20 protein-coding genes and 2 pseudogenes are annotated in these 23,912 nt (G+C 68.7%); 13 read left to right on the top strand and 9 right to left on the bottom strand.

Annotation, left to right across the window (positions count from 1 at the left end; genetic code table 11):
* Positions 1 to 249 precede the first annotated feature (249 nt).
* From pheA to ACWGIG_RS12285, 5 genes are all read left to right on the top strand, one after another.
* Positions 250 to 1,185, top strand: a complete 936-nt coding sequence (gene pheA, locus ACWGIG_RS12305; protein ID WP_453321486.1) for a prephenate dehydratase — start codon at positions 250 to 252, stop codon at positions 1,183 to 1,185.
* A gap of 529 nt (positions 1,186 to 1,714) precedes the next feature.
* Positions 1,715 to 2,992, top strand: coding sequence for a serine--tRNA ligase (serS, locus tag ACWGIG_RS12300; protein WP_453321485.1), 1,278 nt, complete (start codon positions 1,715 to 1,717; stop codon positions 2,990 to 2,992).
* Positions 2,989 to 3,828, top strand: coding sequence for an HAD family hydrolase (locus ACWGIG_RS12295; RefSeq protein ID WP_453321484.1), 840 nt, complete (start codon positions 2,989 to 2,991; stop codon positions 3,826 to 3,828). The genes serS and ACWGIG_RS12295 overlap by 4 nt, the downstream gene beginning before the upstream one ends.
* Before the next feature lie 261 nt (positions 3,829 to 4,089).
* Positions 4,090 to 4,764: a FadR/GntR family transcriptional regulator gene (locus ACWGIG_RS12290; protein ID WP_453321483.1), complete on the top strand. Its 675-nt coding sequence runs from the start codon at positions 4,090 to 4,092 to the stop codon at positions 4,762 to 4,764.
* A gap of 125 nt (positions 4,765 to 4,889) precedes the next feature.
* The gene (locus ACWGIG_RS12285; RefSeq protein WP_453321482.1) at positions 4,890 to 6,161 is read left to right on the top strand and encodes a CynX/NimT family MFS transporter; all 1,272 of its coding nucleotides are present in this window, start codon (positions 4,890 to 4,892) and stop codon (positions 6,159 to 6,161) included.
* Positions 6,162 to 6,280: 119 nt separating this feature from the next.
* On the opposite strand, the gene ACWGIG_RS12280 is transcribed toward ACWGIG_RS12285, so the two are convergent.
* The 4 genes from ACWGIG_RS12280 to ACWGIG_RS12265 are packed head-to-tail and all read right to left on the bottom strand — an operon-like array spanning position 6,281 to position 9,847.
* On the bottom strand, positions 6,281 to 7,000 hold the full coding sequence (locus ACWGIG_RS12280) for an ABC transporter permease (protein ID WP_453321481.1): 720 nt from the start codon (positions 6,998 to 7,000) through the stop codon (positions 6,281 to 6,283).
* A gap of 15 nt (positions 7,001 to 7,015) precedes the next feature.
* Entirely contained in the window at positions 7,016 to 7,927 is a 912-nt protein-coding gene (locus tag ACWGIG_RS12275) for an ABC transporter ATP-binding protein (RefSeq protein WP_453321480.1), read from the bottom strand.
* The gene (locus tag ACWGIG_RS12270) at positions 7,924 to 8,835 is read right to left on the bottom strand and encodes an ABC transporter permease (RefSeq protein WP_453321479.1); all 912 of its coding nucleotides are present in this window, start codon (positions 8,833 to 8,835) and stop codon (positions 7,924 to 7,926) included. Before ACWGIG_RS12270 ends, ACWGIG_RS12275 begins: the two co-directional genes overlap by 4 nt.
* Positions 8,825 to 9,847: an ABC transporter ATP-binding protein gene (locus tag ACWGIG_RS12265; RefSeq protein ID WP_453321489.1), complete on the bottom strand. Its 1,023-nt coding sequence runs from the start codon at positions 9,845 to 9,847 to the stop codon at positions 8,825 to 8,827. The genes ACWGIG_RS12270 and ACWGIG_RS12265 overlap by 11 nt, the downstream gene beginning before the upstream one ends.
* 300 nt (positions 9,848 to 10,147) lie before the next feature.
* On the opposite strand from ACWGIG_RS12265, the gene ACWGIG_RS12260 reads away from it, so the two are divergent.
* The 6 genes and pseudogenes from ACWGIG_RS12260 to ACWGIG_RS12235 form a co-directional block, all read left to right on the top strand.
* The gene (locus ACWGIG_RS12260) at positions 10,148 to 11,014 is read left to right on the top strand and encodes a M24 family metallopeptidase (protein ID WP_453321478.1); all 867 of its coding nucleotides are present in this window, start codon (positions 10,148 to 10,150) and stop codon (positions 11,012 to 11,014) included.
* A 2-nt stretch (positions 11,015 to 11,016) separates the two neighbouring features.
* Positions 11,017 to 12,798: an SDR family oxidoreductase gene (locus ACWGIG_RS12255; RefSeq protein WP_453321488.1), complete on the top strand. Its 1,782-nt coding sequence runs from the start codon at positions 11,017 to 11,019 to the stop codon at positions 12,796 to 12,798.
* 38 nt (positions 12,799 to 12,836) lie between these two features.
* Positions 12,837 to 13,778 carry a metal-dependent hydrolase gene (locus tag ACWGIG_RS12250; protein ID WP_453321487.1) on the top strand — a complete coding sequence of 314 codons (942 nt, stop codon included), beginning with the start codon at positions 12,837 to 12,839 and terminating at the stop codon, positions 13,776 to 13,778.
* Positions 13,779 to 13,901: 123 nt separating this feature from the next.
* A complete protein-coding gene (locus ACWGIG_RS12245; RefSeq protein WP_453321477.1) occupies positions 13,902 to 14,846 on the top strand; it encodes a MerR family transcriptional regulator in 945 nt (314 codons plus the stop codon).
* Positions 14,847 to 14,981: 135 nt separating this feature from the next.
* Positions 14,982 to 15,548 carry an RNA 2'-phosphotransferase gene (locus ACWGIG_RS12240; RefSeq protein ID WP_453321476.1) on the top strand — a complete coding sequence of 189 codons (567 nt, stop codon included), beginning with the start codon at positions 14,982 to 14,984 and terminating at the stop codon, positions 15,546 to 15,548.
* 22 nt (positions 15,549 to 15,570) lie between these two features.
* Positions 15,571 to 15,816 (top strand): annotated as a pseudogene (locus tag ACWGIG_RS12235) (LLM class flavin-dependent oxidoreductase); the annotation flags it as partial.
* Between the two features lie 344 nt (positions 15,817 to 16,160).
* On the opposite strand, the pseudogene ACWGIG_RS12230 reads toward ACWGIG_RS12235, so the two are convergent.
* Positions 16,161 to 16,580 (bottom strand): annotated as a pseudogene (locus ACWGIG_RS12230) (helix-turn-helix domain-containing protein); the annotation flags it as partial.
* Positions 16,581 to 16,894: 314 nt separating this feature from the next.
* Here ACWGIG_RS12230 and ACWGIG_RS12225 point away from each other — a divergent pair.
* Entirely contained in the window at positions 16,895 to 17,818 is a 924-nt protein-coding gene (locus ACWGIG_RS12225) for a hypothetical protein (RefSeq protein ID WP_453321475.1), read from the top strand.
* Between the two features lie 619 nt (positions 17,819 to 18,437).
* Here the strand turns inward: ACWGIG_RS12225 and ACWGIG_RS12220 are convergent.
* From ACWGIG_RS12220 to ACWGIG_RS12210, 3 genes are all read right to left on the bottom strand, one after another.
* Positions 18,438 to 19,067, bottom strand: coding sequence for a hypothetical protein (locus ACWGIG_RS12220; RefSeq protein WP_453321474.1), 630 nt, complete (start codon positions 19,065 to 19,067; stop codon positions 18,438 to 18,440).
* 250 nt (positions 19,068 to 19,317) lie between these two features.
* On the bottom strand, positions 19,318 to 20,220 hold the full coding sequence (locus tag ACWGIG_RS12215; protein WP_453321473.1) for an LLM class flavin-dependent oxidoreductase: 903 nt from the start codon (positions 20,218 to 20,220) through the stop codon (positions 19,318 to 19,320).
* A 391-nt stretch (positions 20,221 to 20,611) separates the two neighbouring features.
* A complete protein-coding gene (locus ACWGIG_RS12210; protein WP_453321472.1) occupies positions 20,612 to 20,818 on the bottom strand; it encodes a hypothetical protein in 207 nt (68 codons plus the stop codon).
* Positions 20,819 to 21,163: 345 nt separating this feature from the next.
* Between ACWGIG_RS12210 and ACWGIG_RS12205 the strand changes: the two genes are divergently transcribed.
* Positions 21,164 to 22,057: an HAD family hydrolase gene (locus ACWGIG_RS12205; protein WP_453321471.1), complete on the top strand. Its 894-nt coding sequence runs from the start codon at positions 21,164 to 21,166 to the stop codon at positions 22,055 to 22,057.
* 125 nt (positions 22,058 to 22,182) lie between these two features.
* Here the strand turns inward: ACWGIG_RS12205 and ACWGIG_RS12200 are convergent, their stop codons facing one another.
* Positions 22,183 to 23,901, bottom strand: a complete 1,719-nt coding sequence (locus tag ACWGIG_RS12200) for a GAF domain-containing sensor histidine kinase (RefSeq protein WP_453321470.1) — start codon at positions 23,899 to 23,901, stop codon at positions 22,183 to 22,185.
* Positions 23,902 to 23,912 lie beyond the last annotated feature (11 nt).

The following is a 23,912-nucleotide window of genomic DNA, read 5'->3' as shown; positions in this document are numbered from 1 at the left end:
GGGCCGACGTCCTGTTCGCCATGCTCCGCGACGGCACCTTCTACGACCCCCAACCCGCCCCAACCCCTTGACCAAAGTCATAGGGGCACCCCCCCCCGGGGGGGGAGGGCCGGTGGCTCCGGGCGAGGGCCGGTGGCTCCGGGGGCGAGGCATCCCGGGGCGGCGGGTCGTGGCTCGGGGGCACGCAGGGGCCGGTGGTGGCCGTGAGACGGCTGGGCCGTGTCCCGTACGGCCCATTAGGGTGACCGCATGTCAGCGACGCGCTACGCCTACCTTGGCCCCGAGGGCACCTTCACCGAGGTCGCCCTCCGTACGCTCCCCGAGGCCGCAACCCGTGAGCTCGCCCCGATGGTGTCGGTGCCGGCCGCACTGGACGCCGTACGCAACGGAGAGGCGGCAGCCGCACTCGTACCGATCGAGAACTCCGTGGAGGGTGGCATCACCGCCACCCTCGACGCGCTGACCTCGGGCGAGCCGCTGATGATCTACCGCGAAGTACTGCTGTCGATCCGCTTCGCGCTGCTGGTGCGGCCGGGCACGAAGCTCACCGACATCAAGACGGTGACCGCCCACCCGGCCGCCCAGCCGCAGGTCCGCAACTGGATCAAGGCGAATCTGCCGGACGTGATGTGGGAGTCGTCCGCCTCGAACGCGGACGGGGCCCGGCTGGTGCAGGAGGGGCGTTACGACGCCGCTTTCGCGGGGGAGTTCGCGGCGGCGACGTACGGACTGGAGCCGCTGGTCACCGACATCCACGACGCGGTGAACGCGCAGACGCGCTTCGTGCTGGTGGGCCGCCCCGCGCGGCCGGCGGCGCCGACGGGGGCGGACAAGACATCAGTGGTGATCTGGCTGGGCCCCGACCGCCCGGGTGCACTGCTCGAACTGCTCCAGGAGTTCGCGGTACGAGGCGTGAACCTCATGCTGATCCAGTCGCGGCCGACGGGAGCGGGGATCGGGAACTACTGCTTCGCGGTGGACGCGGAGGGGCACATCGCGGACCGTCGGGTGGGTGAGGCGCTGATGGGGCTGAAGCGGATCGCGCCGAAGGTGCGTTTCCTGGGGTCGTATCCGAGGGCCGGGGTGGCGGTGGAGGACGTGGCCGAACAGCGGCACGGAACGTCGGACCGGGAATTCACGGAGGCATCGGACTGGCTGGCGCGCTGCCAGGACGGGCGGGCCTGAGCGCCGGGCAGGGCCGACTTGAGAGCCAGGGTCGGCCGGTCTGAGGACAACTTCGAAGTTATCCACAGGGTGCGGCCACTCCCTGGGGACAAGTCGACAACGTAACGCGACATGGTCGACAAATTGCCCCAGTCGCCACCCTTCCCTCCACAGGTCGACAGGTCCGGCCGTGTCACCCTAATTAACTTGATCAACTCTTTAGGGGGAGTAATTCCCACTCGAATGAGTGTGTGGGGAGCGTTTAACGAGGGAATCCATCGCCCCGGATGCCCCTTTCGGAACGATCCGTTCCTGCATCCACAGATCTTTCGCACACCCTGTGGATAACTCAACGGAGTCTCGATCACCTGTGGACAAGGTGCAACCCAACTCCCCCTCCACGCAAGGGAAAAGGGTTGTGATGCCCGATTCCGCACCACGGTCTCACTGAATCCCCATTCCGGGCAATACAGTCAAATGCCGCACTACGGGAATAGTGCACGGCAATATCAGGGTGAGGGGCGCAGGCAGGCACCGGTAGCCTGGTGGGGTGATTGACCTTCGCCTGCTCCGTGAGGACCCCGACCGTGTTCGCGCCTCCCAGCGCGCCCGTGGAGAGGACGTCGCGCTCGTCGACGCCCTGCTCTCCGCCGACGAACGGCGCAGGTCGTCCGCCGTCCGCTTCGACGAGCTCCGCAACGAGCAGAAGACGCTCGGCAAGCTGATTCCCAAAGCCACCGGCGACGAGAAGGCCGAGCTGCTGAAGCGCACCGGCGAGCTCTCGGCCGCCGTGAAGGCCGCTGACGCGGAGCAGAACGAGGCGGCCGAGGAGGCACAGCGCCTCCTGCTCCAGCTCGGCAACATCGTCCACGAGGACGTTCCGGTGGGCGGCGAGGAGGACTTCGTCCTCCTGGAGACGCACGGCACGATCCGCGACTTCGCCGCCGAGGGCTTCGAGCCCAAGGACCACCTGGAGATCGGCGAAGCGCTGGGCGCCATCGACGTCGAGCGCGGCGCGAAGGTCTCCGGCTCGCGCTTCTACTACCTGACCGGTGTCGGCGCGCTCCTCGAACTGGCCCTGGTCAACGCGGCGATCGCGCAGGCCACCGAGGCCGGCTTCATCCCGATGCTGACTCCCGCGCTGGTCCGCCCGCGCGCCATGGAGGGCACCGGCTTCCTCGGCCAGGCCGCGGAGAACGTGTACCACCTGGAGAAGGACGACTACTACCTCGTCGGCACCTCCGAGGTCCCCCTCGCCGCGTACCACATGGACGAGATCATCGACGCGGACAAGCTGCCGCTGCGCTACGCGGGCTTCTCGCCCTGCTTCCGCCGCGAGGCCGGGACGTACGGCAAGGACACCCGCGGCATCTTCCGGGTGCACCAGTTCGACAAGGTCGAGATGTTCTCCTACGTGAACCCGGAGGACGCGGAGGCCGAGCACACGCGCCTGTTGGAATGGGAAAAGCAGTGGCTGACCGCCCTTGAGCTGCCGTTCCAGGTGATCGACGTGGCGACCGGCGACCTCGGGTCCTCGGCATCGCGGAAGTTCGACTGCGAGGCGTGGATCCCGACGCAGGGCAAGTACCGCGAGCTGACCTCGGCGTCGAACTGCAACGGCTTCCAGGCGCGCAGGCTTTCGGTCCGGATGCGCGAAGGCAAGAAGGTCCAGCCCCTTGCCACGCTGAACGGCACGCTGTGCGCGGTCCCGCGCACGATCGTGGCGATCCTGGAGAACCACCAGCTGCCGGACGGTTCGGTGCGGGTCCCCGAGATCCTGCGTCCTTACCTGGGTGGCCGCGAGGTCCTGGAGCCGATCGCCAAGTGAGCACTGCCGCCTCCGCCGGTCCGGACGCCCCCGCTCCGTTCCCGTACAAGCTGATCGCGACCGATCTCGACGGCACGCTGCTGCGTGACGACCAGACGGTCTCGCAGCGCACGCGCGACGCTCTCGACGCGGCCTGCGCGGCGGGCGCCGCGCACATCGTGGTGACCGGCCGGTCCGTCGCCTGGACCAAGCACATCTTCGAGGACCTCGGGTACGAGGGACTCGCGGTGTGCGGGCAGGGCGCACAGGTCTACCACGCGGGCGAGCGGCGGCTGCTGACCTCGGTGACGCTGGACCGGCAGCTAGCCGGTCTGGCGCTCTCCAAGATCGAGGCGGAGATCGGTCCGCTGGCACTGGCCGCCAGCCGGGACGGGATGGACGGCGAGGTTCTGATGGGCCCCGGCTACCGGGTGCACGAGGGCCCGCTGCCGTACGTTCCGTTCGAGGACCCCGCCGAGGTGTGGGCTGCGCCGCTGACCAAGCTGTACATCCAGCACCCGGGTCTGTCCGACGACGCTCTCGCGCAGGTCGCACGGGAGACTGTCGGGAACCTGGTGGACGTGGTCATGGCCGGCGAGGGGATCGTGGAGATCCTGCCGCTGGGGCTGAGCAAGGCGACCGGTCTGTCCCTGGCCGCGCGTCGGCTGAAGCTGAAGGCGTCGGACACGATCGCCTTTGGTGACATGCCGAACGACATCCCGATGTTCGGCTGGGCGGCACACGGTGTGGCCATGGCGAACGGGCACGACGAACTGAAGGCCGTCGCCCACGAAATCACCGCGTCGAACGAGCACGACGGCATCGCCGTGGTGCTGGAGAACCTGCTGAAGCACTGAGCTTTGGGGTGGGGCGGGCCGGGTGAGGCGGGCCGGGGTGAGGCGGTGCGGGGCGGAGGCGGCACTTCGGTGCTGCTCCCGTCCCCACTCGTTTCATCTCCCCCGCCTCGCCCAGACCCGGCCCTAGTCCCAGCCCCGACCCCGGCCCCGGCCCCGGCCCCGACCCATTTACAAGGTGTGTACATCTACTTCTCGCCAGTTGTAGGATGACTGGGCAACCGGGCGAATCCTTCCTTGCGGGCGAAAGTGGGTAGCGACGCGATGGCACTTCAGGCGGCGGGGCGGAAGTCCTTGGTGGACTCGGTCGTGGAACAGCTGCGCGACCAGCTCGCCGACGGCGAATGGTCCGTCGGCGACCGGATCCCCACCGAGCACGTCCTCGCCGAACAGCTCGGTGTCGGGCGCAACACCGTCCGCGAAGCCGTACGCGTCCTGGTGCACGCCGGGCTGCTGGAGTCGCGGCAGGGCAACGGCACGTTCGTCCGCTCGACCGCCGACCCCGCGGCCGTCCTGCGCGGCATGCAGCACGCCGGCGTCCTCGACGTACTGGAACTGCGCGTGGCCCTGGAGGCGGAGGCCGCCCGGCTCGCCGCCGTACGCCGCGACGAGGACGACCTGAGCGCGCTGCGTGCGGCTCTGGCCGAGCTGCACGAGCAGGGCGACCGGGCTGCCGACGCCGACCTCGCCTTCCACCGGGGCATCGTCGAGGCCACCCACAACGCGGCCTTCAGCGAGGTCTACCGCTTCTTCTCCACCCAGGTGCACGAGTCCCTGGTCACCTCGCTCGGCGACCACGAGATGCCGCCCATCGACCTGGCAGCGCACGCCACCCTGGTCGACGCCGTCGAGAGCGGCGACCCGGCAGCGGCGGAACAGGCCGCGCGGGCGCTCCTCCAGGTGCCGATCGACGTGATCCGCAACCTGGTCGGACGCTGACCCTGCTTCTTCCCCGCCCCAGGCTCCACCCCCTCCGCTTCGCACCGCTTCCCTCCGCTGCGAACCGCCTCCCTCTGGTTCGCACCGCTGCGAACCACTCCCCTCCACTTCGAAAGGTGTTTGCCTTGTCACGCCCGGATGCCGATCAACTCCTGCTGGACGCCGAGGCCGACGTCCGGCCCACTCCCCAAGGGGTCGCCGCACGGCGGGCGTTGCTGGCGCATCCGGTGCTGCTCATGGTCGGCATCGTGCTGGCCTCGCTCAACATGCGGGCGGCACTCGCGAGCGTGTCCCCACTGGTCGGCGAGATCAGTGACAGCTTCGGCCTGTCGTCGACGGCCACCAGCCTGGTGACGTCCGTGCCGGTGCTCTTCCTCGGCGTCGGCGCGATGATCGCCCCCTGGCTGGGCCGGCGATTCGGCACCGAACTGGTGCTCTTCGGCGCCCTGCTGCTGCTCGGTGCGGGCATCCTGGTCCGGGTCGTGCCCTCGACCGCGGCGCTGTACGGCGGCGGTCTGCTGATCGGCGTCGCGATATCCCTCCTCAATGTGCTGATGCCCGGTCTGATCAAGCGGGACTTCCCCGACAGGGCCGCGTCGATGACGTCGGTCTACACGGGCTCGATGATCGCCGGTGCCACCGTCGTGGCCGCCACCTCGGTGCCGCTGGAGAAGGCCTTCGGCGGGAGCTGGGAGGCCTCGCTGGCGTTCTGGTCGTTGCTGGCCGCCGTCGCCGCGGTGGCCTGGCTGCCTCAGGTGCTGATCTCCCGCGGCCGTACCGGACACGAGGTGCGGGTCGCCCCGGCCGCCGCTGCCGGAGCCGCTCCGAAGAGCATCTGGCGCTCGGCGCTGGCCTGGCAGGTCACTCTCTTCATGGGCCTCCAGTCGCTGTGGTCGTACGTCCTGATCGCCTGGATGCCGACGATCTTCACGGATCACGGGATGAGCCGCTCCACGGCCGGCGTCATCTTCGCGTTCAACAACCTGATCCAGGTCGCGGGCGCCTTCGCCGTACCGCTGCTGGCAGGGCGGATGCGCAGTCAGCGTCCGCTGGTCGCTCTCGTCGCCTCTCTCGTCGCGGCCGGCTATGTCGGCCTGATGGTGGCCCCGGTGTCGGGGGCCTGGCTGTGGTCGGCGATCCTCGGCGTCGGCCAGGGCGGCGCCGTGGGTCTCGCACTGACGCTGATCGTGCTGCGCAGCGGTGATGCGGCGACGGCGGCGCGGCTCTCCGGAATGGCGCAGACGATCGGCTATCTGCTGGCCGCCGTGGGCCCGTTGGCGGCGGGCGCCGTGTATCAGACGACCGGCAGCTGGACGGTGCCGATCGCCCTGATGCTGGGCGTGTGTGCGGCGGCTCTGGTGGTGGGTCTCTTCGCGGCCAGGGACCGGAAGGTCTGACTTTCCAGGTGTCAAGGTGCAGAGGCTCAGGGCCTGTTCGCTGAAACGGGGAGCGCCCCCGGTTCGTATGTGGAATACGAACCGGGGGCGCTTCTCGTTCCAGAAAAAGCCGCTTTCGGCTACTCGTCACCCGCAAGAGTGAGCGAACGCAGCTTCTGGCCCGCGTACCAGGTGGCCAGGCCGGTGACCACGACCAGCAGGATCACCCCCGTGGAGAGCCCGACCTCCGAGGTGATCGTGCCGTTCGTGCCGATCTTCTCGGCCAGTGAGAGGGCCCACTGCTGGATGCTGAGGGTCCGTGCCCCGGGCACCAGGCTGCCGAACAGGGCCTCCCACACCAGCGCGTACACCAGGCCGAAGACGACCGCGTGCCGTGACACGGTGCCGAGCAGCAGGAAGACCGCGCTGTAGGCGATCGAGGCGACGAGAGCGGCGATCGTGTAGGCGATCGCGATCTGGCCGCCGTTGCCGTTGAGGATGAACCCTGCGATGAGGGTGGGGATCGCGGAGAAGGCCATGGTGACGGCGATGGCGACGATCAGCTTGGTGGAGATGATCGTGGGCCGCTTCACCGGCTTGGACAGCAAATAGACGATCGAGCCGTCGTCGATCTCCGGGCCGATCGCGCCCGTACCGGCGATGACGCCGATCAGCGGGACCATCGTGGCGAGCGCGAAGCCGCCCAGGACGTCGGCGGCGACGCCGTCGTCCACGCCGACGAGCACCCGCACCGCGATCGCGATGACGATGAGCAGGGCGGGCAGGACGAAGAGGATGGCCGCCCGGCGGCGGCCGAGGAGGGCCCGGTAGGTGAGCCGGGCGACGGTGGGTTCGTACATCGCAGCAAGCTCCTTTCAGGCCGTGACGAGGTAGGAGAAGACCGATTCGAGGGACTCGTCGGAGGGCTGCACCGTGAACAGGCGGATGCCGTGTGCGCGGGCGACCTGCGGGAGCAGCTCGGTGAAGCGGCCGAAGTCGACGGCCTGGATGCGCAGCGCCCGTTCCGTGTAGTCGACTTCGATGCCGGCCGTGGACGGGTCCGCGATGAGGGCGGCAGCCAGGGCCCGGTCGTCGCCGGACCGTACGAGATAGCGGTGCGGGCGGTCCGTCATCAGCCGGCGGATCTTGCGGAAGTCGCCCGAGGCGGCGTGCCGCCCGGCGACGATCACCTCGATGTGCGAGGCGAGCTGCTCGACCTCCTCCAGGATGTGCGAGGAGAACAGCACGGTGCGTCCCTCCGCGCCCATCCGCCGCAGCAGGTCCATCAGCTGCATGCGCTGGCGCGGGTCCATACCGTTGAACGGCTCGTCGAGCAGCAGCACCGACGGGTTGTGGACCAGCGCGGACGCCATCTTCACGCGCTGGCGCATGCCCTTGCTGTACGTGGCGATCTTGCGGTCCTGGGCGTACTCCATCTCGACCGTGGCGAGCGAGCGCTGGGCCGCCCGGTCGTCCAGGCCGTGCAGTTCGGCGTTGGCCACGACGAATTCCCGGCCGGTGAGGAAGTCGTACATCGCCTCCCTCTCCGGGACGACGCCGATCTCCTTGTAGACGCTCTCGTTGCGCCAGATCGGCTTGCCGTCGAGGGTGACGGTGCCGTTGGAGGGGGCGAGGAAGCCGCCCATCATGTTGATCAGGGTGGACTTTCCGGCGCCGTTGGGGCCGAGGAGGCCGGTGACGCCGGGGCTGATCGTCATGGTCACGTCGTTGACGGCGACCACATTCCCGAACCAGCGGGAGGCCTTGGTGATCTCGATGGTCGTCACAGTCCGACCTTCCGGTAGCGGCGCATCAGGACGGCGTACGAGCCGGCGACGAGCGCGAGGACGACCAGCAGATAGACCGCGCCCGCTCCGGTACCGGGACCGGTTCCGCCGGGGAAGTTGGAGGCGGCGCCGAGGAAGGCGGTCTGGACGCCGTCGATGAGGGTGATGGGCGAGAACAGGCCGAGCCATTCGACCGCACCCGTCGACTCCTGGGTGTAGGCGATGGCCTGGACGGTCGAAACCGCGCCGTAGGAGATGGTCAGCACGGCGATGACGGCGGCGACGCCGAAGCCGCGGCGCGGGGTCAGCGCGGCCATCACCAGGCCGAGCCCGGCGAACAGGACGGACAGCAGTGCCACGGACACCAACCCCTGCCCGAAGCCCTTGGTCTGGGCCCCGAAGTCGAACTCGGCGAGCAGCGCGCCCGCGTAGAGGATCACCAGCGGTGCCGCGGTCAGGACGAACAGCGCGGAGACCATCGCACCGAACTTGGCGAGGACGTAGTCCCTGCGCTCGATCGGCCGGGAGAAGTACAGCGGGACCGTCTTGAAGCGCAGGTCGCGCGAGACGGTCTGGGGAGCCTGCGCCGCCAGAAAGAGGCTGATGACGGGCTGGAGGAAGATCGCGAACGCCGTGTAGGACACCGGCAGTTTGGTCAGGGTGCCCGCGGGCGCGGCCACCGCGACCGCGACGATGATCGCCGCGACCAGGACCATCACGCCGAACAGGATCATCGGCAGCACCTTGGACTTGGCACTGCGCCCCAGTCCGTACGCGCCGCGCAGGGACTGCGAGTAGAGCGACCGGCGGGCGTACGCGCGGCCGAGGCGAGGGCCGTCGTACTTGCGGTAGCCGATGTTGTGGATGCGCGTCGGGTCGGCGCCCGGCGGCGTGAGTTCAGTTGCCATCGTGGCCGCCTCCCTTCTGCATTTCGGCCCGCGGGGCGCCCTGAGAGGCGCCCGCGGGGGTTGCGTTTGCTGCTCCGGACGGCGCCAGTACCGCGTCGGCGGACTGCTCGGTGCGGAAGACCTCGGCGATGTGGTGGCGCCGCTGTTCCATCCGCACCAGGCCGATGCCCAGGTCGGCGACGGTGTCGCGGACCAGGTCGTACGTGGCGTCGCCCTCACCCTCGACGAGGAGGATGTGGCCGGCGCCGGGCAGGCCCTGCTCCTCGGCGGCGTGCAGCCTGGCGCCCGCCGCGGTGAGCGCCTCGCGCAGCGCGCGCGTGCCGTCGGAGTGGGTGTCGGAGTCGGTGACCTCGACCGCGAGGGTCGTGGTGGTCTGGGTGAAGTCACTGGTCGAACTGGACCGCAGCAGCGCGCCGCCGTCGATGACGACGACGTGGTCGCAGGTGCGCTCCAGCTCGCCCAGGAGGTGCGAGGTGACCAGGACCGAGATCCCGAAGTCGGTGTACACGCGGCGGATCAGGCTGAGCATCTCGTCGCGGCCGACCGGATCGAGGCCGTTGGTCGGCTCGTCGAGAAGCACCAGCTGCGGGTCGTGGACCAGGGCCTGGGCCAGCTTCACGCGCTGCTTCATGCCCGTCGAGTAGCCGCCGATGGGGCGGTAACGCTCCTCATAGAGGCCGACGTGGCGCAGGGTGTCGGCGGTCCGCTCGCGGGCTGCGGTCGGGGGGAGCCCGGACATGCGCGCCATGTGGACGACGAACTCGGTGGCCGAGACGTCCGGCGGCAGGCAGTCGTGCTCGGGCATGTACCCGACGCGCTCGCGGATCTCGGCCCCGCTGGTGGCCACGTCGAGGCCGAGCACCGACGCCCGGCCCTCCGTGGCGGGGTTCAGACCCAGCAGGATCTTGATCAACGTGGACTTGCCGGCTCCGTTGGCACCCACCAGGCCCGTTACTCCGGGCCCGATGTCCAGGGAGAGCCGGTCAAGTGCGGTCACCCGGGGGTACCGCATGCTCAGGGATTCGGTCGCGATCACATTGGTCACACTCCGAAGGTAGTGGCGCGGGCCACATCGGACGTCAGCCCTGGCGGCTGTTCCTGCCTCCGCCTCTGGTCGTACGGACCCGTAGGGGGGAGCAGTACCAGGGGCTGAGGGGATGACCGAGGAAGGGCCCCGGGTCGAACCACGGGTTGATTGCGCGGGGTTGTCCACAGGTGCGTATGCACACCCCTTGACGTAGCCGCCGGGCATTGTCACATTCATCAGTGTCAAGTTACGGACGCGTACCGCTACACGGGACGGACGGGTGGCATGACCTCAGCAATCTCAGAAGTCTCCAGCACGAAGGGCGAACCGACCGCGGAACTGCGGGGGTTCAGAGAAGTCCAGCGCCTGGCCTACGAGTGCGCCGAGGCCGTCGCCGCGCAGCTCAAGCCTGGGGTCACGGAGCGCGAGGCGGCCCGGATGCAGCGGGTGTGGCTGCGCGAGCGCGGGGTGCGCGACTGGTTCCACCTGCCGTTCGCGTGGTTCGGGGACCGTACGGCGTTCACCGACTTCCGGATACCGCTCCAGTTCTTCCCCACGAACCGGAAGCTGGAGGCCGGCATGCCGTTCATCCTCGACATGGCGCCCGTCTACAAGGGCTTCACCGCGGACATCGGGTACTCCGGCTGCCTGGGCCTCAACCCCGTGCACAACAGGCTGCTGGCCGATCTGGAGGCGCACCGCGCGCTGATCCTGGAGCAGGTGCGCGAGAAACGCACCCTGCGGGAGATATACGAGAACGTCGAGCGGCTGATGACCCGGCAGGGATACGCCAACCGGCACCGTGCGTACCCGTTCGGTGTGATCGCCCACAAGGTCGACCAGGTGAAGGAACGACGCTGGTCACCGCATGTGTTCGGGTTCGGTACGCAGTCGCTGAAGGGGCTGGCGGGGGACGTGCTGCACGGGCACCGGGACGGCTGGTCGCCGCTGTGGAGTCCGTACAAGTTCTCCGACCATCCGCCGCAGCCTGGTCTGTGGGCGGTGGAACCGCATCTCGGGTTCCGGGGTACGGGCGCGAAGTTCGAGGAGATTCTGGTCGTCACCGACTCCCGGGATCCCGAGCAGAGCGCGTTCTGGCTGGACGACGACCTGCCGCACGTGCGGCGCTGGGCCGAGGAGAAGGCGGCATGACGATGGGGACGACCGGACTGGTAGGGGCGCGCGAGCGCCGGGTGCGGACCGGCGGGATCGAGCTGTGCGTCGCCGAGCTGGGCGACGCGGCGCAGCCGACCGTACTGCTGGTGCACGGCTACCCCGACAGCAAAGAGGTGTGGACCGAGGTCGCGACGCGGCTGGCGGAACGCTTCCACGTGGTGCTGTACGACGTGCGCGGGCACGGCAGGTCGTCGGCGCCCAAGCCGCTGCGCGGCGGGTTCACGCTGGAGAAGCTGACCGACGACTTCCTGGCGGTCGCGGACGCGGTCAGTCCGGACCGGCCGGTGCACCTGGTGGGGCACGACTGGGGATCCGTGCAGGGCTGGGAGTTCGCCACCGTCAGGCGCACGCAGGGGCGGATCGCGTCCTTCACGTCCATGTCCGGGCCCTCGCTGGACCACTTCGGGCACTGGATCAAGAAGCGGATGTCCCGGCCGACCCCGCGCCGCACCGCCCAGCTCCTCGGCCAGGGCGCCAAGTCCTGGTACGTGTACATGCTGCACACCCCCGTACTGCCGGAGCTGGCCTGGCGCGGGCCGCTCGGCAAGCAGTGGCCGAAGATCCTCCAGCGGATCGAGAAGGTCCCGGCCGGCGGCGGCTACCCGACGTCGTCGCTGCCGCAGGACGCTGCGCACGGCGCCTGGCTCTACCGCGACAACGTACGTGCCAGGCTGCGCAGGCCGCGCGCGGACGCGTACGCACACGCACCCGTCCAACTGATCACGCCGACCGGCGACATCTTCCTCTCGGAGCGTCTCTACGACGAATTGGAGCTGTGGGCTCCGCAGTTGGTACGTCGCACCCTCCCGGCCAAGCACTGGGTGCCGCGCACCAGACCGGACCAACTCGCCTCATGGATCACCGAGTTCGTGACGGCGAACGAGGACAGCACCGCCGGGGTGGCGCCGCGCGCATCGGTGGCGACCGGGAAGTACGCCGACAGGTTCGGCGGGCAGCTGGTCCTGGTGACCGGTGCGGCCAGCGGCATCGGGCGGGCCACCGCCTTCGCGTTCGCCGAAGCGGGGGCCCGGATCGTGGCCGTGGACCGCGATGCCGAAGGCGCGTCCCGGACCGCCGAACTGGCCCGGCTGATCGGGGCGCCGGACGCCTGGCCGGAGGTCGTCGACGTCAGTGACGCACAAGCCATGGAGAAGCTGGCGGAGAAGGTCGCCGCCGACTACGGCATCGTGGACGTGCTGGTCAACAACGCCGGGATCGGCATGTCCGGCTCCTTCATGAACACCTCGGCCGAGGACTGGAAGAAGGTCCTGGACGTCAATCTGTGGGGCGTCATCCACGGATGCCGCACCTTCGGCAAGCAGATGGCCGAGCGCGGCCAGGGCGGCCACATCGTCAACACGGCGTCCGCCGCCGCGTACCAGCCCTCCAAGGCCCTGCCCGCGTACAGCACGTCGAAGGCGGCGGTGCTCATGCTCAGTGAGTGCCTGCGCGCCGAACTGGCGGGCCGGGGAATCGGCGTCAGCGCGATCTGCCCCGGCCTGGTCAACACCAACATCACCGCCACCTCGCGCTTCACCGGGGTGTCGGAGGAAGAGGAGAAGCGCAAGCAGAAGCGGTCGTCCCGGCTGTACGGGCTGCGCAACTACCCGCCGGAGAAGGTCGCCGAGGCCGTCCTGCGCGCGGTGGCGAAGAACCAGGCCGTCGTCCCGGTGACGCCGGAGGCGCGCGGCGCCCACCTCATGTCCCGCTTCACACCGAAGGCACTGCGTGCGATCGCCCGATTGGAGCCGCCGCTGTGAGCACCGACCCCGAGAACGGCCACGGGACCAGTCACCAGATCGGTCACACGGCCAGCCATGAGACCAGTCGGGAAAATGGCGCGGGCCACGTCATCGCACCCCGCAGGGTCTCCTTCGACTGGCGCGAGACACCGCTGCACTGGATACCGGACGAGCCGACCGCCACGCACGTCATCAACGTGCTGCACCTGCTGCTGCCGGCCGGTGAGCGCTGGTTCGTGAAGGTCTTCAAGGAAGCGCTGCCGCTGGTTCGCGACCCCGAACTCCTCCAGCAGGTCAAGGGATTCATGGGCCAGGAGGCCACGCACAGCGTGCAGCACAGTTACGTCCTGGATCACCTGGCCGACCAGGACCTGGACACCGGCGCGTACACCAGGCACGTCGACTTCCTCTTCGAGAAACTCCTCGGTGAGACACCGCCGTTGGGGGCTCCGATACCCGCCCGGGAGTGGCTCCGCTTCCGTCTCTCGGTCGTCGCCGCGATCGAGCAGTTCACGGCGGTGCTCGGCGACTGGGTGCTGCACGCGGAGGGACTGGACCGGGCGGATCCTGACGCGGTGATGCTCGACCTGTTGCGCTGGCACGGTGCGGAGGAGGTCGAGCACCGGGCGGTGGCCTTCGACATGTACCAGCACTGCGGCGGCGAGGGCCTGCCCCGGTACGCCCGCCGGGTCGAGGGCATGGTCGTGGTCGCGCCGGTGATGCTGTGGCTGTGGGCGTGGGGGGCCTCGTACCTCGTACGGCACGACCCGCAGCTCGCCGGACGGCTGCGCTATTCGCTGCGGGAGCACAACAAGGCGGTCGCCAAGGGGCTTCTGCCGACCTGGCGGGAGCTGGGTGCGGCGATACCCCGGTACTTCCGGCGGTCGTACCATCCCTCGCAGGAAGGCTCGCTGCGCAAGGCCGTCGAGTACCTGTCGACCTCGCCTGCGGCGCGTGCCGCGGCGGGAGCGGTGGGCCGGGCGGCGCTGCGGCCCTGAACCGACCGACAGGACCCACGCCGACCGACACGACCGACACCGACCGACACGACCCACGTCGGCCGACACATCTGACACCGGCCGGCACGGCTGACACCGGTCCACGCCGGGAAGGAAGTGATCATGTCCGGACAGCAGGCGGAGGCCGAGTACCGGATCGAGGACCTCGCGCACCGCAGCGGTGCCACGGTCCGTACGATCCGCGCCTATCAGGACCGGGGGCTGCTCCCCACGCCCGAGCGGCGCGGCCGGTCCAACGTGTACGGGGACGCGCACCTGGCCCGGCTTCGGCAGATCGCCGACCTCCTGGACCGCGGCTACACCCTGGCCAGCATCAAGGAACTGCTGGAGGCGTGGGACGCGGGCCGGGGTCTGGGCGGGGTGCTCGGGCTGGTCGCCGAGGTGGGCGGGCCCTGGACCGACGAGGAGTCGGCCCGGATCACGCGGGCCGAGCTGGACGCACGGTTCGGTGGCCGGCCCAACGACGCGGCGGTGGCGGAGGCGGTCGAACTGGGCGTACTGGAACGGGTTCCGGGGTGCGACGACGAGTTCCTGGTGCCGTCGCCGCAGGAGCTGGCGGTGGCCGCCGAGCTGTACGCGGCAGGGGTGCCTCTCAAGGCGATCTCGGGGCACCTGTGGGAATTGCGCGGTCAGGTGGAGCACATAGCGGCCAGATTCCTGGAGTTCACCACCGAGCACGTCTTCGCCCGCTACCTCGGGCACCGGCCGCCGACGGACTCGGACGCGGCGGAGGCAGCTGCTCTGGTACGACGGCTGCGCCCGCTCGCACAGCAGAGCGTGGACGCCGAACTGGCCCGGGCCATGCGGCTGTTCGCCACCCGTCACCTTCAGCAGCACCTCGGTTCGGCGCCTGTCCCGGCACCCGACGCCCAGCCCCGCGCACTCCCTCTTCCGGCAGGAACGATTGCCGCGGTCCAGGCGTTGGTTGGGGCAGAGAATGCTTCGGCATTCGTCGCGGCGGCCACGGAACGAGAGCTCCAGGCAAGGACCTTGGACGCGCTCTCCTCAGGACAACTCAATCGTGCGAAAGTTGACGAACCACCCTAAAGTGGGCACAAGTTATCCACAGATCCTTCATTTCCGCTGTGGAAAAGGGCCGTTGGCTGTGGATTACTTCGAACTACCGGACTGTCAGGGCGAATTCAGGTGCGGTCCGCACACCGGTTCGGGGACCCTGACCGGATGAATGAACACCGCATCATCAAGGTGTCGAAGTACCTCTCCAAGCACCTGCGGCACCAGCCCGAGCGCATCGGGCTCACCCTCGACGCCCACGGCTGGGTGGAGGTGGAGACGCTGATCCGGGCCGCCACCGAGCACGGCTTCCACCTCACCCGCGCCGAGCTGGACCACGTCGTCGCCACCAACGACAAGCAGCGCTTCGCGGTACGGAACGACGACCCGCTGCGCCCCGCCCTGATCCGCGCCAGCCAGGGGCACACGGTCGCGGGCATCGACCTGGCCCTCCCCCCGTCGGAGCCCCCTGCCTTCCTCTTCCACGGCACGCACCCCCGAGCCGTGTCGGCGATCCGCACCGAGGGCCTGCGCCCCATGGACCGGCACGACGTCCACCTGTCGCCCGACCGGGAGACCGCCACCCGTGTCGGGGCCCGCCGGGGACGGCCGGTGGTGCTGTCCGTGGACAGCGGGGCGATGCACCGCGCCGGACACGTCTTCCGGATCAGCGCCAACGGCGTCTGGCTCACGGCACACGTACCGGTGGAGTTCCTGCGTTTCCCGGGGGCGTGAGCAGGCCCCGTACAGTCGGATCATGCGTCTGAGCACTGTGATTCTGCCGATCCGCCGCTGGCACGAGGGCGGCAAGGAGGTGTGGCAGCGGGCCGAGGAGCTCGGTTTCCACACCGCGTACACCTACGACCACCTGTCGTGGCGGGTGCCGTTCCGGGAGGGCCCGTGGTTCGGCGCGCTGCCCACGCTGACGGCCGCCGCTTCCGCCACCGAGCGGCTGCGGCTGGGCACGCTGGTCACCTCAGTCAAGCCACGTTCATACATCACAGATTGACCTTGGGCTCGATCGTCCCCAAGGCTGGACCGCTGTGTACTACCGCCATGTCTGCTGTACCAGCGCGCCGGGGTGGGGTGTCCTTGGCTCGAATGCCGACGGCCTCCGCAGGCACAACACCATCACCTGTCAAGCCCAAGCGGGGATACCGTGCCCCCGCTGCATGCCCGCTCCTGCCGGATGGCTGAGGTTGAACTCGGGATGTCGTGCTGCTGATCAGGCAGGGCTGACGGCAGGCCGGTCTCGGCGAGGCAGCCGTCTATAGGATGGCTGCGATCCTGGGTGTAGCACGCGTCGTCGTCCCGCTCCATTGCTCTGCGGGCCGGTACCTGGCACTACCAGTCGTTACGCACCAACAGCTTCCGGGCCTTGACCTCTGATGTCGGACACGCGGGACGCTGGATCGCGTATGTCAGCTGGGAGCGGTGGCCGATGCCCGTCTTCACACGGGCCGGCGTCCAGCGCTAGTCCTCCCAGCCATGCGCGGCCAGCCCCTGGCCAGATGCGCCTCCAGCAGCGTCAACTGCCGATCATTCAGCCTCGTGAGCGACGCCGGCCCCTGCGATCGCAAGGACCGCGGGCCGTCCTCGACTCACGCCTGGTGCCATCGCTGGACCGAGCGGACACTGACCCGCAGATACCTGGCAAATCGCGGTACTGCCCTCGCTCCGGGCGAATCGCTCGGCCGCGTGGAGTCGTAACTCCTCGCGGAACTCACACCGTTCGGCAGTCGGTCCGCCCTCTTGTGGATACCGCATGACTCGGGTGATACCGCAGCCAACGGCCAGGCGTCGCCCTCTACGACACCGTGAGTTTATTCGCAGTAGTTGCCCTTTCGATCGATGCAGCGAGTCGACGACTCCCATGCGTGCAAAAAGAACAGAAGATTCCAAAATTTGACATTGCTTAGCTTGATACCTCGACGGGCGGGTGCGGGAGATCAGTGCCGGGCGTGATGGTGACTCATTAATCGATATCGCGATCGATAAAGCAGGGCAATCGATATTTTGTTCCCCTTCCAGAGGATGCCGACTCGGCGTCTGTCACCCGCTTGGCCGTGTATTGTTTTCACATGACCAGCCGACAGCTCTCGCTGGGCAACGGCATGACGCCGCCAGCAGACATCAAGATGACGCTCACCCTTGTTACTCCTGAGTTGGCTAGGGAGTGGTTGAAGCGCAATATCAAGCACAATCGACCTATCTCCACGGCGAAAGTAAAGCAATGGCGAACGGCGATTGACGGAGGGCTCTGGAAGCTGACACATCAGGGCATCGCATTCGACCCTGACGGCAATTTGATCGATGGACAGCACCGCCTCATGGCAATTGGGGCTGGCGATGTCCCGGTCTGGATTCCAGTATTCTATGGCGTCCCAGCAGAATGCTTCGCCGTCCTGGACGTCAATTACCACCGAAGCGCCGCAAACTCTCTCAGCATTGCTGGCCACAAAAACACCGCCACGCTTGCCGCCACTATCAAGCTTATTGCTGCCTACGACGCAGGCAGCCTTTCGTCCTCCAGTAGCACCATGACCAACGAAGAACACCTCGCACTAGTTGAGGAGATGCCCGGCGTAGGGGAGGCCACGAACTTTGGCATCCGCCTCTGGAAGGCGATTCAAATCACACCTTCTGCTGCCGCCGCTGGCGCGTACATTACTCGGCGGGAACGTAGGGATCTTTCTGACTCACAATGGGAAAGCTGGGAGGAAGGTCTCACTACGGGTGCCATGCTTCCTGGGAATGATCCTCGATTGAACTTGCGTGAAGCCATGAAGAAAAGGGCAATCGAGAGCATCGCCGCTAAGGTTGCCAGCGAGGCTGGCCGGGTGAAAATTCACGCAACTCGCGATATCGCCAAGGGGCAGATCGCCACCTATATTCTTGCTTTTAACGCATGGATTGAAAATAGAAAGCCGAGATCCTTCGCATGGAACCCAAGCGAGGTTGTTATGCCGACAGTGACTTCCGCTCCCTTCGCCCGGCGAACTTGAAATTTCTACCACGTACGACATGACGCCCGTGGGTGCCACGGGCAAGGGGGCCAGTTACGTCGTCGCAAGGTGGCTGGCCTCATTCGCCATATTGCGGAGCACGACCGCATCTCGGGATACCCCCCATGCTCGTCGTTCGGGTGGTGTCCCGTAGAGTGCAACACCGCTGCTTTAGGGCGGCGGTCTCGCTGTCAAGCCACCCGTCCTTGATCACCTCTACGTCCAGTACATATGCCTGGACTGTGCGCGGGTGATCGCCCCGCTTGAAGCTGTATTTGCTCGCGACCTTGCGGTATCGGGCCTTCACGGTGCTCGGGCAGGAGGTTGTCGAGCACCGATCGTCCGATGGCCCCGATCAGCGTCGCTGGACCGTCCCCACCGAGCCCTCGTGTGGCAACGATCTGGTCGGCGGCGGCCTGGAACAACACCACGAAGCTCACCCGCTGCGCGGACAGTCCGGGGCCGGGCGACCGTGATGTCCCCTGCGGCCCTGACCAGGGTTTTGGTACGCCGCCAGCAAGGCGTAGATCTCCTGCTACAGGCCCGGGACACTGCGAGATCGCAGGACGCATCCGCCGAGGATCGTGGACTTCAGCGAGAAGAAGAACGTCTCAGCCTGCTACCTGCGATGGCAGAGCTCTATCAGGTCCGCGGCGGGATGACGCTCGGAGTCGAGCAGATCGGTGAGCAGGCGCCACAGCTCAGTGCGCCGGGTGCCATCGGCGAGGGTGCCGGTGATCCATGCCTCCACCACCCGTACCTCGAGCCGCTGGTACCCCCTCCCGCGCGGTAGTTGCGACTGCAGATGGTGGTCAGATACGAGCCGTCCGGGAGAGCCTGGTGCAGTGTCGGCCGCCGTTTCCGGGTAGAGCGCATGATGAAGCGGGCCTGGGTGTCTGCCACGGCTTTCACGAAGTCGAACGCGTCGTAATAGGCGTCCACCAGGAGGAGCATCGAGGCGGCCGAGCAGACGGCAGGCATACGCCAACTCGCCGACATCGTCAGGGCCGAAAACAGCATCCAGCAGGGCACGCGTCCCGCATTCCACGAGGGCGACCATACGGATCAGCGGATAGCCGAACGTGCGGACCTTCCCGATGTGCTTGTGGTAACGCCAGGTCACCGCCTTCTCGTCCGGGGCGGACAGCGTCGTACCGTCCACAGCGACCAGGCGTAACCCCCGGTAGAAGGCACAGGATTGGTGTCGATCGGCCGCCGGGCCGGACAAGATCTCGAACAGTCGGCGCAATGGGTCGCTGTACACCACGACGCGCGCTGACACTAGCAGTACCCGCCGCTCCCGCGCGCAGGTGTCTTCGAGTACGGCATCGACCAGCTCGGGATCGATGATCTACGTCAACTCGCCCTGGGCTCGACACCACAGGGCCTACCAGAGGCCCCGCCCCCTTGACAGCGAGACCGCCGCTCTAAAGCAGCAGTGTTGCACTTCACGGGACATGACCGTCGTTCGCTGCCTGGCTGCGCTCGGTCGATGGCGGTCAAACGAGTTGCGCCAGCCCATCCGCGGCAATTCGCTCGAAGACGGCTTGGTCGGCGGCGAAGTCCGAGTCATGGATCGGCCAGTGGACCACGATCTCGGTGAAGCCGAGGTCGTGGTGGCGGCCGGCGAAGTCGACGAACGCGTCGACCGAGTCCAGAGGCCGACTGCGCTCGGGGGTGAAGCCCGTGAGCAGGATCTTGTCCAGTTCGGCGGCGTCACGGTCGATCTCGGTGCAGGCTGTCTCGAGCCGTTCGATCTGGTCGCGCAGGGCTGCCAGCGACTGCTTCGGGGTCCCGTTCTCGAACAGCTTCGGGTCTCCGGTCGTGACCCATGCCTGCCCGTGTCGCGCGGCCAGCTTCAACCCTCGCGGGCCGGTGGCCGCCACCGCGAACGGCAGGCGGGGGCGCTGGACGCAGCCGGGGATGTTCCGGGCCTCGACCGCCGAGTAGACGTTCCCGTCCTGCGTCACCGAGTCCTCGGTGAGGAGGCGGTCGAGCAGGGGAACGAACTCGCCGAAGCGGTCGGCTCGCTCCCTCGGCCTCCACGCCTCCTGTCCGAGCGCGGTCGCGTCGAAGCCGTTGCCACCCGCGCCGATGCCCAGGGTGATCCGTCCGCCGGAGATGTCATCCAGGGAGATCAGCTCTTTGGCGAGCGTCACGGGGTGGCGGAAGTTCGGGGATGTGACGAGGGTGCCCAAACGAAGGCGCTCGGTCACCGTGGCGGCGGCGGTAAGTGTGGGCAGCGCGCCGAACCAAGGGCCGTTGCGGAAGGTTCGCCACGACAGGTGGTCGTAGGTGTAGGCGGCGTGGAACCCCAGCTCCTCAGCCCGCTGCCACTTGGCGCGGCCTCCCTCGTGCCAGCGGTCGACGGGAAGGATCACGGTGCTCAGACGCAGACTCATGCTCCGAGCCTACGTGTCACTACCTGTCGGCCGACCGGTCGACGGCTCGGGGGCGGGGGCGCGACATGGCCGACGGCCGCTGGTTGGTCTAACCGGCGATTCTCCAGAAATCCATAGGACTACACCCTCGGTCAGCAGGGTCGGGCGATCCCGAACAGTAGCCGGTCGGCCGCGAGTGCGTTGTCCAGATAGGCATCGAGCTCGGAGGCGTCCGCAGACTGCGGCAGCGGGTCCAGACCCGGCAGGAGAACGACCGTGCCGGATCGGGCGACCCGTGCAGTCCAGTCGGGGAGGGCCGACAACCGCAGCCTGCGGGTGTTGGGAAGTACAGAAGAACGTGGTCCCCGATGATGCGCAGACAGCGGCCGGTTTCTGGGACCACATGCCCCGCTCACCCCAGCTCGCCGAGGCACTCCGCGAGGCGCCGCATGCGGGTTTCGGGCGTCTCAGCAGTGCTGGGGAGTGGGGATACCGGACCGTGGGCGATCAGGGCGTGGGCCAGGTCGCGGCCGTCCGGACCGTTGCCCAGCCAGCTCCGGGCGGCGAGCGCGCGCAGCAGCTGAAGCTCAGGTCCGGTCGAAGTGAGGATGGCGCTCACGTCGGTGTCCCTTCTGTGGTTTGGAAGGCGCCTCATCGCCCCCCGCTCCCTAGCGCCTCCTCGCCCCGGCCCCTCGCCCCTCGGTTCCTGCTTCAGCCCCGCTCTTCGCTCTTCCCGGCGCACCCCTGCACCCGGCTCTCCGCTCAGCCGAAGTGCTTCAGGCGCTGTTCCATCCCCTCCAGCATGTCCGCCGCCGTCTCCGACCGAGCCGGTCGACGACAGACCGGTCGACGACAGACCGGTCGACGACGGACCGGTCGACGACGGAATCCATGACTCCGGATGTGTGCTCTCAGATGTGCACCCTTTCGCACGGACGTGCGTTTCATGCGAGAGGATGAAGTGGTGACCTCAGCTACCGACCCCCGCCCCCGCCCGGCCGACGGCGCCGGTACCGGCCCCGGCGCAGGCGCGACCACTCCCGTGCGCCTGATCGCCACCGACCTGGACGGCACCCTCCTGCGCGACGACAAGTCCGTCTCGCCGCGCACCGTCGCCGCCCTCGCCGCCGCCGAAGCAGCCGGCATCGAGGTCTTCTTCGTGACCGGACGGCCCGCCCGCTGGATGGACGTGGTCAGTGCACACGTGCACGGCCACGGCCTGGCGATCTGTGCCAACGGCGCCGCCGTCGTCGACCTGCACGCGGGCGGCGAACTGATCGAGGTCCGCCCCCTGGAGCGCGCCGACGCCCGCGCCACCGTGACCGCGCTGCGCGGCGCCGTTCCCGGCACCTCCTTCGCCGTGGAGCTGACCACCGGAATCCACTACGAGCCCGCCTACCCGCCGTTCCAGTTCGACCCGGCCGCGGGCATCGCCACCGCCGAGGAACTGCTGCGCGAGGAGGTCCCCGGCAGCGGCGACCCCGTCATCAAGCTGCTGGCGCACCACCCCTCGCTCGCCCCGGACGACTTCCTCGACCTGGCCCGGGCGACGGTCGGCGGCCTCGGCTCGGTCACCCGCTCCAGCCCGACCGCGCTCCTGGAGATCAGCGGCCCGGGCGTCTCCAAGGCGAGCACCCTGGCCCGCTGCTGCGCCGAGCGGGGCATCGCCCCCGAGGAGGTCGTGGCCTTCGGCGACATGCCGAACGACATCGAGATGCTGGCCTGGGCAGGACGTTCGTACGCCATGGGCAACGCCCACCCGGCGGTCCTGGCCGTCGCCACGGGCCGTACCTCCCCCAACGAGGAGGACGGCGTCGCGGCGGTCATCGAGCAGATCCTGGCGGAACACCGGCAGTAGCAGCACACCGGCCCGGTGTCAGCACGCAGGACTCGCGGGCCCTCAGACCTGCACCGCAGGACCCCTGCACACGGGTAAGGGGCGTACTCCTGGAGCATGCCCCTTACCCACACCCGCCTCACGCCCTAGAGCGGTGCCTCCCACACCACCGCCGTCCCCCCGCCCCCGTCGCCCAGCCCCGGCCCGTACGAGCTGGAGCCGCCCAGCGCCTCCGCCCGCCGACCCAGGTTGCGCAGTCCGCTGCGGCGCCCACCCTCCGGGATTCCGACCCCGTCGTCCGCCACCGTGAGCCGTACCGCGCGCCGGCCGTCCTCCAGGGCCACCGTGGCGTCGACGACGACCTCGATCCGCGACGCTCCGGCGTGCCGGAACGCGTTCGACAGCGCCTCCCGCAGCGCCGCGATCAGGTTCTTGCCGGTCAGCTCGCCGACCAGCGCGTCCACCGGCCCGACGAAATGGTGTGCGGGCTTGAAGCCCAGCGGCACCGCCGCCATGTTGATCTCCCGCAGCACCCTGGTGCGCAGCCCGGACGGCGCCTCGGCCGGTCCCTGCTGCAGCGCGAAGATCGCCGTACGGATCTCCTGGATCGTCACGTCCAGCTCGTCCACGGCCTTGCCGACGCCCGCCTGCACCTCCGGCACGACCGACCTGCGCTGGGCGCCCTCCAGCATCATTCCCGTCGCGAACAGCCGCTGGATGACGAGATCGTGCAGGTCACGGGCGATGCGATCGCGGTCCTCGTACACCGCGAGGCGTTCGCGGTCGCGCTGCGACTCGGCCATCATCAGCGCCAACGCCGCCTGCGACGCGAACTGGGTGGCCAGGATCCGCTCCGCCTCGGTGAACGGCTTCGCGCCCCGTGCACGCGGCGTGGCGAGGGCGCCCATCACCCGGCCGCCGCTGTGCAGCGGCAGCAGCATGCTCGGCCCGTACTGACAGGACAAGTTGGTGATCATGCGCGGGTCCGTGGCGGAGTCGGCGACGAACACCGGTTCACCGCCCAGCAGCAGCGCCACGATCGGACTCTCCGCCGGAACCACCTTGCCCAGCGAGTCCGCGGGGTTGTCGGCGGACACCGCCGCGATCTCCAGACCGCCCTCCTCGGCAGGCAGCAGCACCATCCCGGCCGCCGAGTCCGCCAGCCGCCGCGCCTGCTCGGCGACCACGGTCAGCGCGTCGTCCACGTCGCCCCCGGACAGCAGCGCCGTCGTCACGGCCACCGACCCGTCGATCCACCGCTCCCGCTGGCGGGCCGCCTCGTACAGCCTGGCGTTGCCGATGGCGATCCCGGCCTCGGTGGCCAGCACCCGCAGCATGTGCAGGTCGTAGTCGTTGAACTCGCCGCCGCCGTTCTTCTCGGCGAGGTAGAGGTTGCCGAAGATCTCGCCCTGCACCCGGATGGGTACGCCGAGGAAGGTCCGCATCGGCGGGTGGTGCGCGGGAAAGCCGGCGAACCGGGGGTCCGCCGTCAGGTCGGCGAGCCGCAGCGGCTCCGGATCCATGATCAGCGCCCCGAGCAGCCCCTTGTGTCCGCCGGGCAGCTGCCCGATGGCCGCCGCCTCCTCCACGCTCACGCCGTACGTCACGAAGTCGGAGAGCCCGTCGCCCTCGTCGTCGACGACCCCGATCGCCGCGTACCTGGCGTCGGCCAGCTCGGCCGCGGTCTCGCAGATCCGGTCCAGGGTGGTGTGCAGTTCGAGGCCGGAGCCCACCGACCGCATCGCCTCCAGCAACTGCGGCACACGTGCGGTGAGCTCGGTGGACAGCCCTTGCAGGCTGCGGGTCGCCTCTGTCGCTGCGTCTAGGGGGTCCTGTGGGGCGGGCGAGTCCTGCTGCACTGACATGCCCTTGAGCC

It is taken from the genome of Streptomyces sp. NPDC054863, assembly GCF_053610825.1.
The sequence above is the reverse complement of the archived record's forward strand: the minus strand, read 5'-3'. Positions and strand labels throughout refer to the sequence as shown.

What these genes read in the sequence shown, in the direction of transcription:
- pheA (WP_453321486.1), top strand. Translation starts at nt 250, where the DNA reads ATGTCAGCGACGCGCTACGCCTACCTTGGCCCCGAGGGCACCTTCACC.
- ACWGIG_RS12290 (WP_453321483.1), top strand. Translation starts at nt 4,090, where the DNA reads ATGGCACTTCAGGCGGCGGGGCGGAAGTCCTTGGTGGACTCGGTCGTG.
- ACWGIG_RS12280 (WP_453321481.1), bottom strand. Translation starts at nt 7,000, where the DNA reads ATGTACGAACCCACCGTCGCCCGGCTCACCTACCGGGCCCTCCTCGGC.
- ACWGIG_RS12270 (WP_453321479.1), bottom strand. Translation starts at nt 8,835, where the DNA reads ATGGCAACTGAACTCACGCCGCCGGGCGCCGACCCGACGCGCATCCAC.
- ACWGIG_RS12265 (WP_453321489.1), bottom strand. Translation starts at nt 9,847, where the DNA reads ATGCGGTACCCCCGGGTGACCGCACTTGACCGGCTCTCCCTGGACATC.
- ACWGIG_RS12260 (WP_453321478.1), top strand. Translation starts at nt 10,148, where the DNA reads ATGACCTCAGCAATCTCAGAAGTCTCCAGCACGAAGGGCGAACCGACC.
- ACWGIG_RS12255 (WP_453321488.1), top strand. Translation starts at nt 11,017, where the DNA reads ATGGGGACGACCGGACTGGTAGGGGCGCGCGAGCGCCGGGTGCGGACC.
- ACWGIG_RS12245 (WP_453321477.1), top strand. Translation starts at nt 13,902, where the DNA reads ATGTCCGGACAGCAGGCGGAGGCCGAGTACCGGATCGAGGACCTCGCG.
- ACWGIG_RS12240 (WP_453321476.1), top strand. Translation starts at nt 14,982, where the DNA reads ATGAATGAACACCGCATCATCAAGGTGTCGAAGTACCTCTCCAAGCAC.
- ACWGIG_RS12225 (WP_453321475.1), top strand. Translation starts at nt 16,895, where the DNA reads ATGACCAGCCGACAGCTCTCGCTGGGCAACGGCATGACGCCGCCAGCA.
- ACWGIG_RS12215 (WP_453321473.1), bottom strand. Translation starts at nt 20,220, where the DNA reads ATGAGTCTGCGTCTGAGCACCGTGATCCTTCCCGTCGACCGCTGGCAC.
- ACWGIG_RS12200 (WP_453321470.1), bottom strand. Translation starts at nt 23,901, where the DNA reads ATGTCAGTGCAGCAGGACTCGCCCGCCCCACAGGACCCCCTAGACGCA.